Here is a 14,697-nt window from a genome sequence, read left to right as displayed (position 1 = left end):
GTTTACCGGTATTTCGCGTCCTGCGCACGGTTCTGCGCGATCTCGGCTTCATAGCGGTCGCCGACCGCCAGCAGCATTTCCTTGGTGAAATACAGGTCGCCCCGCTGTTCGCCGTGATATTCGTGGATGTGCGTCTCGACGATGGAATCCACCGGGCAGCTTTCTTCGCAGAAGCCGCAGAAGATGCACTTGGTCAGGTCGATGTCGTAGCGGTTGGTACGGCGCGTGCCGTCGTCGCGCACCTCGGATTCGATCGTGATCGCCACCGCCGGACAGACCGCCTCGCACAGCTTGCAGGCGATGCAGCGCTCTTCCCCGTTGGGGTAGCGGCGCAAGGCATGCAGGCCCCGGAAGCGCGGGGACATCGGGGTCTTTTCCTCGGGATACTGCACCGTGATCTTGCGGGCGAACATGTACCGCCCCGTCAGGCGCAATCCCTTGAGGAGTTCGGTCAGCATCAGGCTGCCGAAGAATTCCTTGATCGCTTGCATGATTCAGTCCTGCCTATTCTTGGGCTCGCACAGGGCGGGCATTACTTCCAGATGTTCCAGGGCGTCTGCATCCAGACCGCCACCACGAGCAGCCAGACCAGCGTCAGCGGGATGAAGACCTTCCAGCCCAGGCGCATGATCTGGTCGTAGCGGTAGCGCGGGAAAGACGCACGGAACCAGATGAACAACGAGACCACGAAGAACGTCTTGACCGCCAGCCAGATCCAGCCCGGCACCCAGGTCAGCGGCGCCACATCGACCGGAGGCAGCCAGCCGCCCAGGAACATGATCGAGGCCAGCGCGGACAACAGGATCATGTTGGCGTATTCGCCCAGGAAGAACAGGGCGAAGGTCATGCCCGAATATTCCACCATGTGGCCGGCGACGATTTCCGACTCGCCCTCGACCACGTCGAACGGGTGGCGGTTGGTTTCCGCCACGGCGGAAATGACGTAGATCACGAACAGCGGCAGCAGCGGCAGCCAGTTCCACGACAGGAAGGTCAGCCCCATGCCGGCGAAGCGTCCGTCGGCCTGCTTGAGCACGATCTCGCTCATGTTCAGGCTGCCGGACACCAGCAGCACCGTCACCAGCACGAAACCGATGGCCAGCTCATAGGACACCATCTGCGCCGAGGCGCGCAGCGCGCCCAGGAAGGCGTACTTCGAGTTCGAGGCCCAGCCGGCGATGATCACGCCGTAGACCCCCAGCGAGGTGATCGCCATGATGTAGAGCAGGCCGGCATTGACGTTGGCCAGCACGACCTCGGGACCGAACGGCACCACCGCCCAGGCGGCCAGCGCCGGCATCAGCACCACCGCGGGCGCCACGATGTAGAGCACCTTGTTGGCGTTGCTGGGAACGATCACTTCCTTGGTCAGCAGCTTCAGCACGTCGGCGAACGGCTGCAGCAGCCCCTTCGGGCCCACGCGGTTGGGGCCGAGGCGGATGTGCATCCAGCCGATCATCTTGCGTTCCCAGTACGTGAGATAGGCCACGCACAGGATGATGGGCACCGCGATGCAGACGATCTTGACGATGTTCCACACCACCGACCAGGCTGCCGGGCCGATCAGCTCCGTTCCATGAGCCTGAATGACGTCGATCCACTGCATCAGGCACGCTCCACGCTGAGTTGTTCGAATGCGCCGCCGAGCGCGAAGGTCGAGGCATGGGCGGCGGCGATGCGCACGGCGCCGGCGGGCACTGCGTCATCCACGGAAAGAAAGAGTTCGACCGAGCCGGTCGCCGACTTCACGCGCACGCGGTCGCCGTCGGCCAGGCCCAGACCGGCCACGGTGGCCGCGTTGGCGCGGGCTTCGGGCACGTCGGCGGCCGGGGTGGCCTGAAGCGCTCCGGCGCGGCGCACGATGGCGTCGCTGAAGAACACCGGCACGTCGGCCACGCGCTGCAGGCCCTGGACCGACTCGCCCACGCCAGGCTTGGCGCCGATGGCGTTCGACAGGCGCGGCGCGATCTCGCCGGCCAGCACCGCGTCGCGCACGGATTCGGAAGTCTCGTCGTCGAAGCCCGGCAGTTCCAGCGCATTGCCCAGCACGCGCAGCACCTTCCAGCCCGGGCGCGTCTGGCCCAGCGGGCGGACCGTGCCCTTGAAGCTCTGCGCCCTGCCCTCGGCATTGACGAAGGTGCCCGAGGTTTCGGTGAACGGCGCGATGGGCAGCATCACATGGGCCCAGTCCTCGGCCGCGGAACGGAACGAGGTCAGCGCGACGTTGAATTGCGCGGCGCGCAGCGCACGCAGCGCGGCCACGCCGTCGGCCGCGTCCAGCGCCGGCTCGGCATGCACGACGATATGGGCCTTGAGCGGCTCGGCGAACATCTGCGCCGCGGTCTTGCCGCCGCGCACCGGCACGGCTTCGGCCAGGTAGCCGCCCACCGTGTTGCCGCCCTCGGTGGTGAAGCCCAGGCGGGCGCCGGTGGCCTGCGCGATCAGTTGCGCGTTGGCCGCCAGCGTCGAGGCCTGCGGATGCTGTACCGCCAGGTTGCCCAGCAGCACGGCGGTGTTTTCGCCGGAAGCCAGCAGCTCGGCGATGCGGCGAGCCGCTTCGCCCGGCTGCACGCCGGCCAGTTCGGGCGCGACGGCCGCTTCCTTGGCCTGGGCCAGCGCCACGGCGATCTCCGCCAGCACCGACGGCAGCGCCGCCGGCGCGACCGTGACGCGCCCGGCCACGGGCATCAGCGGATCGTCGGCCGCCACGTCGACCAGGATGACCTGCGTGCCGGCCTTGGCGGCCTGGCGCAAGCGCTGGGCCAGCAGCGGGTGGTCCTTGCGCAGGAACGAGCCGACCACCAGCACGCGGTCCAGCGTGGCGATGTCGGCCAGGGCCATGCCCAGCCACGGGGCGCCGCTGCGCGCGGCGTCGAAACCCGCGTCGGTCTGGCGCAGGCGGAAATCGATGTTGTCGGAACCCAGGGCACGCACCAGGCGCGCCAGCAGGGCGAATTCCTCGGTCGTGGCGTATTGCGCCGCCAGCGCGCCGATCTGGCCGGCGCCGTAGCTGTTCTTGACCGATTGCAGCCCGGCCGCCACGGCGTCCAGCGCCTCGGCCCACTCGACCTCCTTCCACAGTCCGTCGGTGCCGCGCACCATCGGGACGGACAGGCGGTCCTCGCTGTTCAGGCCTTCGTACGAGAAGCGGTCGCGGTCGCTGATCCAGCACTCGTTGACGGCTTCGTTCTCGAACGGCACGACGCGCATGACGCGGTCGTTCTTGACCTGGACGATCAGGTTGGCGCCGATGCTGTCATGCGGACTGACCGACTTGCGGCGGGCCAGCTCCCAGGTCCGGGCGCTGTAGCGGAACGGCTTGGACGTAAGCGCGCCGACCGGGCAGATGTCGATCATGTTGCCCGACAGTTCGGACTCGACCGCGCGGCCCACGAAGGTGGTGATCTCGGAATGCTCGCCACGGTTGATCATGCCGAGCTCCATGACGCCGGCGATCTCCTGGCCGAAGCGCACGCAGCGGGTGCACTGGATGCAGCGGGCCATTTCCTCGGCCGACACCAGCGGGCCCAGGTTCTTGTGGAACACGACGCGCTTTTCCTCGCTGTAGCGCGAGGAAGAGCCGCCGTAGCCCACGGCCAGGTCCTGCAGTTGGCACTCGCCGCCCTGGTCGCAGATCGGGCAATCCAGCGGGTGGTTGATCAGCAGGAACTCCATCACGCCCTTCTGGGCGTTGATGGCCTTCTCGGAAGCGGTATGGACCACCATGCCGTTGCTGACCGGCGTGGCACAGGCGGGCAGCGGCTTGGGGGCCTTCTCGACGTCGACCAGACACATGCGGCAGTTCGCCGCGATCGACAGCTTCTTGTGATAGCAGAAATGCGGCACGTAAAGGCCGACCTTCTGGGCGGCATGCATGATCATGCTGCCCTCGGCCACCTCCACTGTCTTGCCGTCGATCGTAATTTCAACCATCTTATTTCCGTTTGCCCCGTCATCGGGCGGGGCGTGTGCGTTTCGGTAAATACTTGCTTTGCGCGCGGACCGGCGGCTACAGGTACTCGGGCACCAGGCAGTGCTTGTGCTCGATGTGGTACATGAACTCGTCGCGGTAGTGCTTCAGGAAGCCCCGTACCGGCATGGCCGCGGCATCGCCCAGCGCGCAGATCGTGCGGCCCATGATGTTGCCGGCCACCGAATCGAGCAGGTCCAGGTCCTCCGGGCGGCCCTTGCCGCTCTCGATGCGATGGACCACGCGGTACAGCCAGCCCGTACCTTCGCGGCACGGCGTGCACTGGCCGCAGCTTTCCTCGAAATAGAAGTACGACAGGCGCAGCAGCGACTTCACCATGCAGCGCGTCTCGTCCATCACGATGACCGCGCCCGAGCCCAGCATCGACCCGGCCTTGGCGATCGAGTCGTAGTCCATCGTGCAGTCCATCATGATGTCGGCGGGCACCACCGGAGCGCTGGAGCCGCCGGGAATCACCGCCTTGAGCTTGCGGCCCCCCCGCACGCCGCCGGCCAGTTCCAGCAGCTTGGAGAACGGCGTGCCCATCGGCACCTCGAAGTTGCCCGGGTACTCGACGTCGCCCGAGACCGAGAACAGCTTGGTGCCGCCATTGTTGGGCTTGCCCACCTGCAGGTAGGCGTCGCCGCCGTTGCGGATGATCCAGGGCACCGCGGCGAAGGTCTCGGTGTTGTTGATCGTGGTCGGCTTGCCATACAGGCCGAAGCTGGCCGGGAACGGCGGCTTGAAGCGCGGCTGGCCCTTCTTGCCTTCCAGCGATTCGAGCAGCGCGGTTTCCTCGCCGCAGATGTAGGCGCCGTAGCCGTGGTGGGCATGCAGCTGGAAGCTGAAGCTCGAGCCGAGAATGTTGTTGCCCAGGAATCCGGCGGCGCGCGCCTCTTCCAGCGCTTCCTCGAAACGCTCGTACACCTCGAAGATCTCGCCGTGGATGTAGTTGTAGCCCACGGTGATGCCCATCGCGTAGGCGGCGATGGCCATGCCCTCGATCACGATGTGCGGGTTGTAGCGCAGGATGTCGCGATCCTTGAACGTGCCCGGCTCGCCTTCGTCGGAATTGCAGACCAGGTACTTCTGGCCCGGGAAGGTGCGCGGCATGAAGCTCCACTTCAGGCCGGTCGGAAAGCCCGCGCCGCCACGGCCGCGCAGTCCCGAGGACTTGACCTCGGCGATGACCTGCTCGGGCGTCATGCCGGTGGACAGGATCTTGCGCAGGGCCTCGTAGCCGCCGCGCGCGACGTAGTCGTTCAGGCGCCAGTTGCCGCCGTCCAGCCCCGCCATGATCTGCGGGTCGATGTGGCGGTTGTGGAACGCCGTGCTGATGACCGGTTCGGCCACGCTCATTTTGCACCTCCGGCATTCGCCTCGGCCTTCAACTCATCGACGAGCGCGTCGAGCTTGGCCTCGGACATCTGAATGCACATACGCTTGTTGTTCACCAGCAGCACGGGCGCGTCGCCGCAGGCTCCCATGCATTCGCCCTCGATCAGCGTGAACACGCCGTCCGGGGTCGTTTCCCGATAATCGATACCCAGCTTCTGCTTCAGGTGATGCCCGGCCTTCTCTCCGTCGCGCAGGGCACAGGGCAGGTTGGTGCAGACCGAGATCTTGTACCGGCCCATGGGCTTGAGGTTGTACATGTTGTAGAAGGTCGCGACCTCCTGCACGGCGATGGGCGGCATGCCCAGGACGTTCGCGACTTCTTCCATCACCTCTTGCGACAGCCAGCCCTTCTCGTCCTGCGCGATGGCCAGCGCCGCCATCACGGCGGACTGTTTCTGTTCGGCCGGGTACTTGGAGACTTCGCGGTCGATCTTCTTGAGGGCCTGTTCGGAAAGCTGCATGGTGGTATCCGGTTGGGACGCGGTCATGGGTTCAGCGGTCGATCTCGCCGAACACGATGTCCTGCGTGCCGATAATCGTGACGGCGTCGGCGATCATATGGCCGCGCGCCATCTCGTCCAGCGATTGCAAGTGGGCAAAGCCCGGGGCGCGGATCTTCAGGCGGTACGGCTTGTTCGCGCCGTCGGACACCAGGTAGATGCCGAACTCGCCCTTGGGGTGCTCGACCGCGGCATAGGCCTCGCCCGGGGGCACGTGGAAACCTTCGGTGAAGAGCTTGAAATGGTGGATCAGCTCTTCCATGCTGGTCTTCATCTCGGCGCGGCTGGGCGGAGCGACCTTGTGGTTGCTCGTCATGACCGGGCCGGGATTGTTGCGCAGCCATTCCACGCACTGCTTGATGATGCGGTTGCTCTGGCGCATTTCCTCGATGCGGACGAGGTAGCGGTCGTAGCAGTCGCCGTTCACGCCCACCGGCACGTCGAAGTCGACCAGGTCGTAGACCTCGTAGGGCTGCATCTTGCGCAGGTCCCACTCGATGCCCGAGCCGCGCAGCATGGGGCCGGTGAAGCCCAGCGCCTTGGCGCGCTCGGGGCTGACGATGCCGACGTCGACCAGGCGCTGTTTCCAGATCCGGTTGTCGGTCAGCAGGGTCTCGTATTCGTCGACGTAGGCCGGGAAGCGATTGGTGAAGGACTCGATGAAGTCGAGCAGCGAACCCGAACGGTCCTCGTTCAGGGCCTTCATTTCCTTTTCGCTGCGCAGCTTGCTGGGGCGGTACTGCGGCATGCGCTCGGGCAGGTCGCGATAGACGCCGCCCGGGCGGTAGTAGGCCGCGTGCATGCGGGCCCCCGAGACCGCTTCATAGCAGTCCATCAGGTCCTCGCGCTCGCGGAAGGCGTACAGGAACACCGCCATCGCGCCCACGTCCAGGGCGTGCGAGCCCAGGGACATCAGGTGATTCAGGATACGGGTGATCTCGTCGAACATCACCCGGATGTATTGCGCCCGCAGCGGCACTTCCACGCCCAGCATCTTCTCGATCGCCATGACGTAGGCGTGCTCGTTGCACATCATGGACACGTAGTCGAGACGGTCCATGTAGGGCAAGGCCTGCAGGAAGGTCTTGTGCTCGGCCAGCTTTTCCGTGGCCCGGTGCAGCAGCCCGATATGGGGGTCGGCGCGCTGGATGACTTCGCCGTCCAGTTCCAGCACCAGCCGCAGCACGCCGTGCGCGGCCGGGTGCTGGGGACCGAAGTTGAGGGTGTAGTTCTTGATCTCTGCCATGATTAGCGCCCTGCTCCGTAACCGTCTTCGCGGATGACCCGAGGCGTGACCTCGCGCGGCTCGATGGTGACGGGCTGGTAGATGACCCGTTTCTGCTCGGGGTCGAAACGCATCTCGACGTTGCCCGACAGCGGGAAGTCCTTGCGGAAGGGATGGCCGATGAAGCCGTAGTCGGTCAGGATGCGGCGCAGGTCGGGATGCCCCTCGAACAGCACGCCGAAGAAATCGAAGGCCTCGCGCTCGTACCAGTTGACGCCGGGCCAGACGTCCACCAGGGAAGGCACGACCGGCATGTCGTCGTCGGCCGCGCAGGTGCGCACGCGCAGGCGCCAGTTGTGCGTGATCGACAACAGGTGCAGCACCACGGCGAAGCGTCCGGTCTCGCGGACCTCGTTGCCGTAGGTGGAATAGTCCATGCCGCACAGGTCGATGCAGCTCTCGAAGCGCAGCCCGGCATCGTCGCGCAGCGTCCGGCACACTTCCACGTACCGGTCCACCGGCACTTCGAGCGTCAGCTCGCCCAGGGCGAGTGTCAGGCGGATATCTTCGCCCAAGGCGCTGAGCAGATTCTGGCGCAGGGTTTCAAGCTTGGTCATGAGCGCTCGGATCAAAAGACGGCGCCGGACGGGCCTGGGCCGGTCCGGTCGGGAAAATGGAAGTGGAGAGTGCGCACACCGGCATCGAGGTCAACGCGCGATGGTATTGGTGCGGCGGATCTTGTTCTGCAGTTGCAGCAAGCCGTACACCAGCGCTTCGGCGGTAGGGGGGCAGCCCGGGACGTAGACGTCGACCGGCACGATGCGATCGCAGCCGCGCACCACCGAATAGGAATAGTGGTAGTACCCGCCGCCGTTGGCGCACGAGCCCATGGAGACCACCCAGCGCGGCTCGGGCATCTGGTCGTAGACCTTGCGCAAGGCCGGCGCCATCTTGTTGCACAGCGTGCCGGCCACGATCATCAGGTCGGACTGGCGCGGGCTGGGCCGGAAGATGATGCCGAAGCGGTCAAGGTCGTAGCGCGCCGCGCCCGCGTGCATCATTTCGACCGCGCAACAGGCCAGGCCGAAGGTCATGGGCCACAGCGACCCCGTCTTCGCCCAGTTGATGACCTTGTCGGCGGTCGTGGTGATGAAGCCTTCGTTGAGAATTCCGTCGATAGCCATGAATGAAACCCGGTGTGTCCTTCGGCGTGCTGCTGGGATCACTCCCAGTCGAGCGCGCCCTTTTTCCATTCGTAGATGAAGCCGATCACGAGAACGGCCAGAAATACCGCCACGGTCCCGAAACCCAGCAGGCCTACCTGCTCGTTGGCCATGGCCCACGGAAACAGAAACGCGATCTCGAGGTCGAACAGGATGAACAGGATGGCGACGAGGTAGTAGCGCACGTCGAACTTCATGCGCGCGTCCTCGAAGGCCTCGAAGCCGCATTCGTACGGAGAGAGCTTTTCGCTGTCCGGCCGGTTCGGGCCGATCACGGAGCCAAGGAACATCAGCGCGAAACCGATGACGCTGCCCACGATGATGAACAGCAGGACAGGAAGGTAACTCTCGATATTCATCAGGTAACCTGTTCGAGTCACGCCACGGGCCTGAGGATGCCCGAGGCGTCATTTGCAAAATCGGCAGGATGCGGACCAGACTTCCTTGCGGCGGGCATGCCGAATGCCGCCTGTTGCCGCCCCGTCCGGAGCCGGCGCCATTCTAGACCACCTGCGTGTGCTTACATGCAAGGATGTATGTTTTTGCGCGGACCGCTGCGTTGTGAAGCCAGCGCGCATGGCGCAAAACCAAAACTGTCTTACCGGCTACTGCGGTAACTGTCGGACACGCATGTTTCATACCCACGCTCGTCCGACCGAAAGTATAGCGCAAACCCTGAGTCAACCGAAACGCCGCCCTACCCCTGCGCCCCAGGAAAAACCGCGTGCGGCAAGGCTTACGACACCCTGAACGCATTGACGGTTGCGTCGACCGTGCGAACGGTTTCCCGCAGGCTGGCTGCCTGTGCCGCCATGGCGCCCGCCGCCTGCCGGTAATGGCCGGCCATGCCGGCCACGTCGCCCACGCGGCTCGCGACCCCGTCATTCAGCGACGACTGCTCGCGCAGCGCCTGCCCGATGGCGGCGACCACCCGTGCCGCCCGTTCCGAGCCCGAGTGCAGTTCGCCCATGAAACGGCCCGCCTCCTCGGCGCTGGCCTGTCCCACCGCCACCGCCTCCACCACTTCCCGCATCAATTCGGCGGCAGCCATCGTTTCATCGGCGATACGTTCCACGGTCTGGCCGATCTGCAGGCTGGAGGCCGCGCTTTTCTCGGCCAGCGTCCTGACCTGCTCGGCCACGACCGCGAAACCCCGGCCGTCCTCGCCCGCCCGCGCCGCCTCGATCGCCGCGTTCAGGGACAGCAGCTTGGTCTGCCCCGCGATGTCGGAGATCAGGCGAGCCACGTGGCGGATCGACTCGCCATGACGGCCCAGCGCATCCAGGGCTCGCGACGCCGCCGCCATCCGGCCTGCGATCGCGTCCATCCGGCCGCCTGCCGTCCCGATCAGCTCGCCGCCGCGCTGCGCCAGGCCACAGGCATCGCGGGACAGGCCGATCGCCTCCTCGACCGACGCCGCGACTTGCGCCATGCTGGCGGCCACCGCCTGCATGGATCCGGCCATGCGTTCCGCGGCGTCGTTCTGGCGGGCGGCCCCCGCGGCCACGTCGGCCGCGCCGGCGGACACCTCGTCCCCGGCCGCGTTCATGGTGGCCGACAAACCCTGCATCGCCGCCAGCGACGTACGCATGCGCGCCACCAGCCGGTCCAGCGCGCGCGCCATGTCCGCCACCTCGTCATTGCCGCGCACATCCGCGCGGGGGCGGAAATCCAGGTCGTCAGCGATCGATGCCAGGCGCGCGCGCATGCCGTCGATCGCGCCCACGATGGCGCGCCCCGCGCGCCAGGCGCCGGCCAGCATCAACAGGATGGCCGCGAGTCCCACGCCTGCGATCAGGCTTGCCAGGCCCCGGCTGGCCTGCCGCAGTTGCGCCGCCCTCTCGGCCGCTGCCTGCGCGCCGGCCTCCGCCAGGGCCTGCATGGCCTGCTGCGCCTGCACGTAGTAAGACTCCTGCGCCGAGTAGGCGGCCAGGTATTTCAGGAGCAGGAAGCGCTGTCGCTCCTCGCTGTCCACCTCCACCAGTTGCTTGAGCAGATCGGTAAGCGGTTTTTCCTTTTCTGCCCAAGCATGGAACGCCGCATCGAAGGTGCGCAGCGACTCGGCCTCGGCATCGGTGGCGGGCGCTTCGGACAGGGCGGCCCGCGCGGCTTCCATCGCTGCCCAGGTGCGGCCCTTCGACTGCAGCATGCGCTCCCATTCGTTGCGCGCCTCGATGGAATACTCGTCTGCCCACTGCAGCGGCTCCAGGCTGTGGCGGGCGATCTGCACCTGCCCTTCCCTCAGCGCGCCCAGCGCCACCAGCGCCGGCACCCGCCGCTGCGCGTAGTCGTCCACCGCCGCGCTCAGGCGCAACAGCCCCACCACCGAGCAACCGGCCACGACCGCGATCGCCACGATGCCGGCGGCCCCCAAGGCGAACAATTTGCTGCGTATCTTCATGACGTCCTGATGAAAATCCTAGGCCACAAACGGCAACGGCGGGGTTCCGGAGAACCCCGCCGTTGCGCGTCATTCCGTTTATCGGCCCGGACCGGACGGCGCTTTAGCAGCGTTACATCAATGACGGTTCGGTGACAGCGCCGCCTTCACTCGTAGCGCCGCACCAGCCCCGCCACATCGCCCATGAAGACCTCCGGCTCGTGCTCCCGAACCTGTTCGTACAGCCCCGAGCAGAACGCCGAGACCGGCGTCCGCGCATCGAACTCGGCCGCCATGCGCTGCGAAATACCGATGTCCTTGGCCATCAGCTCGACCGCCGTGCGCGTGGGCTGGAAACGGCCGGCGGCCATCGCCGGCCCGAAGATCTGCAAGGGCTGCGAATCCGCGAAACCGCCCGCCAGCGCCGGCGCCAGGCGCTCGACGTCCACGCCGGCGCGCTGCGCGAGGCCGTAGGTCTCGGCGATCGTGAGCACGTTCACCGCGACGATCATCTGGTTGCATATCTTGGTGGTCTGGCCCGCACCGGCCGGTCCCATATGGGTCACGCGCGAAGTCAGCGGCGCCAGGAACGGCCCCGCCTTCTCGAGATCCGTGGCCTCGCCGCCGACGAAGCAGATCAGCGTGCCGCCCTCGGCGCCCGGCACGCCGCCCGACACGGGCGCATCCAGCCAGGACGCGCCCGTCCGGTCGCGCAGGCGGCGGCCGAAATCGCGCGCCTGCCCGGGCTCTATGGTCGAGAAATCGATCACCACCTTCCCCGCGCCCTGCCGGCCGGCACTGGCCAGGCCATCCGGGCCGAACGCCACCGACTCGACCGCCGCCCCATCCTTGACGCAAATCCCCACCACGTCCGCCGCCTGCAGCACCTGCGCGGGCGTGCCTGCCAGATTCGCGCCGGCCGCGACCAGCTCGGCCGCCCTGCCGGCATTGCGGTTCCACACAGTGAGCGCATGGCCCGCCGCAAGCAGGCGCCGCGCCATGGGCAGCCCCATGTTGCCGAGTCCGAGGAAGCCGAAATGACGGGATGTACTCATGAAACGCTGCTCCAGTCCGAGGGGCGGCCCGCGCCGCATGCGAGGGATGATAGCCGTCCGCCGGCGGGCACGCTTCCTGCGCAAGCACAGCGACGAGCAAGCAAGGAGCGTCCCCATGAAATATCGCCTGAAAAAACTGTCGGACCAGGTCGTCGTCATTACCGGCGCCAGCAGCGGGATAGGCCTGGCCACGGCCCGCGAGGCCGCGCGGCGCGGCGCCCGCTTGGTACTGGCCTGCCGCGACCAGGAGCGCCTGGACACGCTGGTCGAGGAACTGCGTGCTGACGGCGGCCAGGCCATTGCCGTGCAGATGGACGTCGGCAAGCGTGAAGACCACGAACGGTTGCTGCAGGCGGCGCTGGAAGCCCATGGCACCGTGGATACCTGGATCAACAACGCCGGCGTTTCGATCTTCGGCAGGATCGAGGACGTGCCGGTCGAAGACCAGCGCAAACTCTTCGACACGAATTACTGGGGCGTGGTCTACGGCTCCATCGTGGCCGTGGGACATCTGCGCGAACATGGCGGCGCCCTGATCAACGTGGGCAGCGAAGTGTCGGACCGCGCCGTGCCGCTGCAAGGCGCGTATTCCGCCTCCAAGCACGCGGTCAAGGGCTTCACCGATGCGCTGCGCATGGAGCTGGAAAACGAAGGCGCGCCCGTCTCGGTCACTCTGATCAAGCCGGCATCCATCGCGACGGGCTTCACCGCCCATGCCCGCAATTACATGGACGTCGAACCGCGCCTGCCGCCCCCGGTCTACGCTCCCGAGGTAGCGGCCCGCGCCATCCTGTACGCCGCAGAGCATCCGCGCCGCGACCTTTACGTAGGCAGCGCCGCCAAGGCGATCGGACAATTCGGGCAGCGCATGCCCGGCCTGGCCGACCGCATGGGGAGTTGGCTGATCAAGCACCAGCGCACCGGCATCCCATCCCGCTCGCGAGACGATGGGCTGGAATCCCCGGGCCGGGACGATACTCCCGCCTATCCCCAACGCGGGCGGCGCCATAGCGCCTATACGCACATGGCGACCCGTGGCCGCGCGCCCATGCTGGCCGCCTGCGCGGTGGTGCTGGTGGGCGCCGTGCTGGGAGTAGCCCACGCCCGGCGGTCCTGAACCCTGCCTACGTCGGAGGCTTCGGCTACGCCCGTGCGCGCGCCAGCCGGCCCGCCTGCCTGAGCGCGGAGACGATGGTGTCGTAGGCCTGCTTGCGAGCGCTCTCATCGGGCGCACGCAACGCATACGAAGGATGGTAGGTGGGCACGATCAACCGCCCTTCCCATTCCAGCACGTCGCCCAGCTTGTCGCGCAGGCCCGCGCGATAGTCATGCAACACCGACTTGAGCGCCGTCGCGCCCAGCGCCACCACGACGCGCGGATCCACGGCCTCGTACTCCTTCTCCAGCCAATAGCGGCAAGCCTCGATTTCGCGCTGTCCGGGGGTCTTGTGCATGCGCCGCTTGCCGCGCTGCGCCCACTTGAAATGCTTGACCGCGTTGGTCACGAATACCTCGTCCCGGTCCACCCCCGCCTCGGCCAGGGCCGCATCCAGCAACGCACCGGCGGGCCCCACGAAGGGCCGGCCCGCCAGGTCTTCCTTGTCGCCCGGCTGCTCGCCCACCATCATGATGGGCGCATGGCGCGGGCCTTCGCCGCCGACCCCTTGCGTGGCGTCGTGCCACAGCCGGCAACGCCGGCAGGCTTCCAGCGTGGCCGGATGCTGGTCCGGCACCACCAGCACCTCGGACAAATCGGCTTCGGCATGCGTGCTCATCGTCTGCTCCCGGGTCGTCAGCTCGACCGGCGCAAGTCCCATGCCCAGCACGGCAAGGATGGGTAGTTGACGAATTCATAGCCAAGTGGTTATTCTTTATTCATAACCACATGGTTATTTATTAATCCATGACCACCTCTCAAGACCTGCTCTTCAGGACCCTTGCCGATCCCACCCGGCGCGCCCTTTTCGAACACCTGTGCCACCACGGCGAACAGACCGTTGCGGCGTTGACCGCCCAGGCCGGCGTCTCGCAGCCGGCCGTATCGAAGCACCTGCGTTTGCTGAAACAGGCCGGCCTCGTACTCGATCGCCATGAGGGACGCCAGACGCACTACAGCGCCCGGCGCCGCGCACTCGTTCCGCTGCTCGACTGGACCAGCCAGATGGCCGGGTTCTGGGAACAGCGATTCGATGATCTTGAAAACCTACTCAACAGGATGGACCAATGAGCGATACTCCGACCGAAACCCGCTCCGTCGTCGTCGAGCGCGAATTCCCCCACCCGCCGGACCGGCTCTGGCGCGCGTTGACCCAGCCGCACCTGATCGAGGAATGGCTGATGAAGAATGACTTCCACCCCGCCGTGGGCCACCGCTTCAAGCTCCAGGGCGAATGGGGCGGCACGCTGGATTGCGAGGTACTGGTCGTCGAGCCGGACAAGGCGCTGTCCTATACCTGGAACTTCACGCACGCCGATCCGGCCTTCGATTTGCGCAGCGTCGTTACCTTCACGCTCACGCCCACCGGCACGGGCACCCGCCTGCGCATGGAACAGGCCGGCTTCCGCCCCGACCAGAAGCAGGCATACGGCGGCGCCAGGGCCGGATGGCCGCAGTTCTTCGAGAAACTGCAACAGGTATTGGAGAAATCGGCTTGAAGCCAAGGGCGCGGTCAAATGGAACTCGCACGATGGCCAGTTCGGCCAGGCCCAGTTAGCCGACCGGGTGGCACAGGCCAGCCAGTTGCCGGGGAGCGGCTGTAGGCGAACATCCCGTGACGGCAAGAAAGGCCCCCACGCTTCCCGCTACGCGGCGGCGCTGCCCCCCGAGGGGGCGCTTTTTTGCCTTGGGGCGGCCCGGCGGCAAAAAATGCCCCCACGCTTGCCGCTACGCGGCGGCGCTGCCCCCCGAGGGGGCGCTTTTTTGCCTTGGGACGGCCCGGCGGCAAA

At 66.6% G+C, this 14,697-nt stretch carries 15 protein-coding genes; 3 read left to right on the top strand and 12 right to left on the bottom strand.

Going from position 1 to position 14,697, the window contains the following annotated elements; genetic code table 11:
• Positions 1 to 2: 2 nt before the first annotated feature.
• The 11 genes from nuoI to ABD104_RS12265 form a co-directional block, all read right to left on the bottom strand.
• Positions 3 to 491 carry an NADH-quinone oxidoreductase subunit NuoI gene (nuoI, locus tag ABD104_RS12315; RefSeq protein WP_132980009.1) on the bottom strand — a complete coding sequence of 163 codons (489 nt, stop codon included), beginning with the start codon at positions 489 to 491 and terminating at the stop codon, positions 3 to 5.
• A 41-nt stretch (positions 492 to 532) separates the two neighbouring features.
• Positions 533 to 1,606 (bottom strand): NADH-quinone oxidoreductase subunit NuoH, encoded by a 1,074-nt coding sequence (gene nuoH / locus ABD104_RS12310; RefSeq protein WP_132980008.1) that lies wholly within the window; start codon positions 1,604 to 1,606, stop codon positions 533 to 535.
• Complete coding sequence (gene nuoG / locus ABD104_RS12305) at positions 1,606 to 3,933, bottom strand: NADH-quinone oxidoreductase subunit NuoG (RefSeq protein ID WP_132980007.1); 2,328 nt, start codon at positions 3,931 to 3,933, stop codon at positions 1,606 to 1,608. Before nuoG ends, nuoH begins: the two co-directional genes overlap by 1 nt.
• 76 nt (positions 3,934 to 4,009) lie before the next feature.
• A complete protein-coding gene (nuoF, locus tag ABD104_RS12300; RefSeq protein WP_132980006.1) occupies positions 4,010 to 5,329 on the bottom strand; it encodes an NADH-quinone oxidoreductase subunit NuoF in 1,320 nt (439 codons plus the stop codon).
• Positions 5,326 to 5,829 (bottom strand): NADH-quinone oxidoreductase subunit NuoE, encoded by a 504-nt coding sequence (gene nuoE, locus ABD104_RS12295; RefSeq protein ID WP_132980005.1) that lies wholly within the window; start codon positions 5,827 to 5,829, stop codon positions 5,326 to 5,328. The genes nuoF and nuoE overlap by 4 nt, the downstream gene beginning before the upstream one ends.
• 31 nt (positions 5,830 to 5,860) lie before the next feature.
• The gene (locus ABD104_RS12290; protein ID WP_132980004.1) at positions 5,861 to 7,114 is read right to left on the bottom strand and encodes an NADH-quinone oxidoreductase subunit D; all 1,254 of its coding nucleotides are present in this window, start codon (positions 7,112 to 7,114) and stop codon (positions 5,861 to 5,863) included.
• Between the two features lie 2 nt (positions 7,115 to 7,116).
• Positions 7,117 to 7,710, bottom strand: coding sequence for an NADH-quinone oxidoreductase subunit C (locus ABD104_RS12285; RefSeq protein WP_132980003.1), 594 nt, complete (start codon positions 7,708 to 7,710; stop codon positions 7,117 to 7,119).
• 90 nt (positions 7,711 to 7,800) lie between these two features.
• Positions 7,801 to 8,277: a NuoB/complex I 20 kDa subunit family protein gene (locus ABD104_RS12280; RefSeq protein ID WP_087779235.1), complete on the bottom strand. Its 477-nt coding sequence runs from the start codon at positions 8,275 to 8,277 to the stop codon at positions 7,801 to 7,803.
• Between the two features lie 38 nt (positions 8,278 to 8,315).
• Positions 8,316 to 8,675, bottom strand: coding sequence for an NADH-quinone oxidoreductase subunit A (locus ABD104_RS12275; protein WP_087839409.1), 360 nt, complete (start codon positions 8,673 to 8,675; stop codon positions 8,316 to 8,318).
• A gap of 377 nt (positions 8,676 to 9,052) precedes the next feature.
• Positions 9,053 to 10,717, bottom strand: a complete 1,665-nt coding sequence (locus tag ABD104_RS12270) for a methyl-accepting chemotaxis protein (protein WP_132980001.1) — start codon at positions 10,715 to 10,717, stop codon at positions 9,053 to 9,055.
• 146 nt (positions 10,718 to 10,863) lie between these two features.
• Positions 10,864 to 11,751 carry an NAD(P)-dependent oxidoreductase gene (locus ABD104_RS12265; RefSeq protein WP_132980000.1) on the bottom strand — a complete coding sequence of 296 codons (888 nt, stop codon included), beginning with the start codon at positions 11,749 to 11,751 and terminating at the stop codon, positions 10,864 to 10,866.
• A gap of 115 nt (positions 11,752 to 11,866) precedes the next feature.
• On the opposite strand from ABD104_RS12265, the gene ABD104_RS12260 reads away from it, so the two are divergent.
• Positions 11,867 to 12,868, top strand: a complete 1,002-nt coding sequence (locus ABD104_RS12260) for an SDR family oxidoreductase (protein ID WP_338618611.1) — start codon at positions 11,867 to 11,869, stop codon at positions 12,866 to 12,868.
• Positions 12,869 to 12,893: 25 nt separating this feature from the next.
• Here ABD104_RS12260 and ABD104_RS12255 read toward each other — a convergent pair whose 3' ends face one another.
• A complete protein-coding gene (locus ABD104_RS12255) occupies positions 12,894 to 13,526 on the bottom strand; it encodes a UdgX family uracil-DNA binding protein (protein ID WP_343927617.1) in 633 nt (210 codons plus the stop codon).
• Positions 13,527 to 13,654: 128 nt separating this feature from the next.
• Here ABD104_RS12255 and ABD104_RS12250 point away from each other — a divergent pair, with 128 nt between their 5' ends.
• Positions 13,655 to 13,978, top strand: a complete 324-nt coding sequence (locus ABD104_RS12250) for an ArsR/SmtB family transcription factor (RefSeq protein WP_132979997.1) — start codon at positions 13,655 to 13,657, stop codon at positions 13,976 to 13,978.
• A complete protein-coding gene (locus ABD104_RS12245; protein WP_087839405.1) occupies positions 13,975 to 14,406 on the top strand; it encodes an SRPBCC family protein in 432 nt (143 codons plus the stop codon). Before ABD104_RS12250 ends, ABD104_RS12245 begins: the two co-directional genes overlap by 4 nt.
• The last annotated feature ends 291 nt before the right edge of the window (positions 14,407 to 14,697 follow it).

It is taken from the genome of Pigmentiphaga daeguensis (genome assembly GCF_039523035.1).
Taxonomy (GTDB): domain Bacteria; phylum Pseudomonadota; class Gammaproteobacteria; order Burkholderiales; family Burkholderiaceae_B; genus Pigmentiphaga; species Pigmentiphaga daeguensis.
This window is presented reverse-complemented; position numbering and strand designations above follow the sequence as displayed.

Bases quoted from the DNA above. Each gene is read 5' to 3' on its own strand.
- nuoI (WP_132980009.1), bottom strand. From the start codon at position 491: ATGCAAGCGATCAAGGAATTCTTCGGCAGCCTGATGCTGACCGAACTC.
- nuoH (WP_132980008.1), bottom strand. From the start codon at position 1,606: ATGCAGTGGATCGACGTCATTCAGGCTCATGGAACGGAGCTGATCGGC.
- nuoG (WP_132980007.1), bottom strand. From the start codon at position 3,933: ATGGTTGAAATTACGATCGACGGCAAGACAGTGGAGGTGGCCGAGGGC.
- nuoF (WP_132980006.1), bottom strand. From the start codon at position 5,329: ATGAGCGTGGCCGAACCGGTCATCAGCACGGCGTTCCACAACCGCCAC.
- nuoE (WP_132980005.1), bottom strand. From the start codon at position 5,829: ATGCAGCTTTCCGAACAGGCCCTCAAGAAGATCGACCGCGAAGTCTCC.
- ABD104_RS12290 (WP_132980004.1), bottom strand. From the start codon at position 7,114: ATGGCAGAGATCAAGAACTACACCCTCAACTTCGGTCCCCAGCACCCG.
- ABD104_RS12285 (WP_132980003.1), bottom strand. From the start codon at position 7,710: ATGACCAAGCTTGAAACCCTGCGCCAGAATCTGCTCAGCGCCTTGGGC.
- ABD104_RS12280 (WP_087779235.1), bottom strand. From the start codon at position 8,277: ATGGCTATCGACGGAATTCTCAACGAAGGCTTCATCACCACGACCGCC.
- ABD104_RS12275 (WP_087839409.1), bottom strand. From the start codon at position 8,675: ATGAATATCGAGAGTTACCTTCCTGTCCTGCTGTTCATCATCGTGGGC.
- ABD104_RS12270 (WP_132980001.1), bottom strand. From the start codon at position 10,717: ATGAAGATACGCAGCAAATTGTTCGCCTTGGGGGCCGCCGGCATCGTG.
- ABD104_RS12265 (WP_132980000.1), bottom strand. From the start codon at position 11,751: ATGAGTACATCCCGTCATTTCGGCTTCCTCGGACTCGGCAACATGGGG.
- ABD104_RS12260 (WP_338618611.1), top strand. From the start codon at position 11,867: ATGAAATATCGCCTGAAAAAACTGTCGGACCAGGTCGTCGTCATTACC.
- ABD104_RS12255 (WP_343927617.1), bottom strand. From the start codon at position 13,526: ATGAGCACGCATGCCGAAGCCGATTTGTCCGAGGTGCTGGTGGTGCCG.
- ABD104_RS12250 (WP_132979997.1), top strand. From the start codon at position 13,655: ATGACCACCTCTCAAGACCTGCTCTTCAGGACCCTTGCCGATCCCACC.
- ABD104_RS12245 (WP_087839405.1), top strand. From the start codon at position 13,975: ATGAGCGATACTCCGACCGAAACCCGCTCCGTCGTCGTCGAGCGCGAA.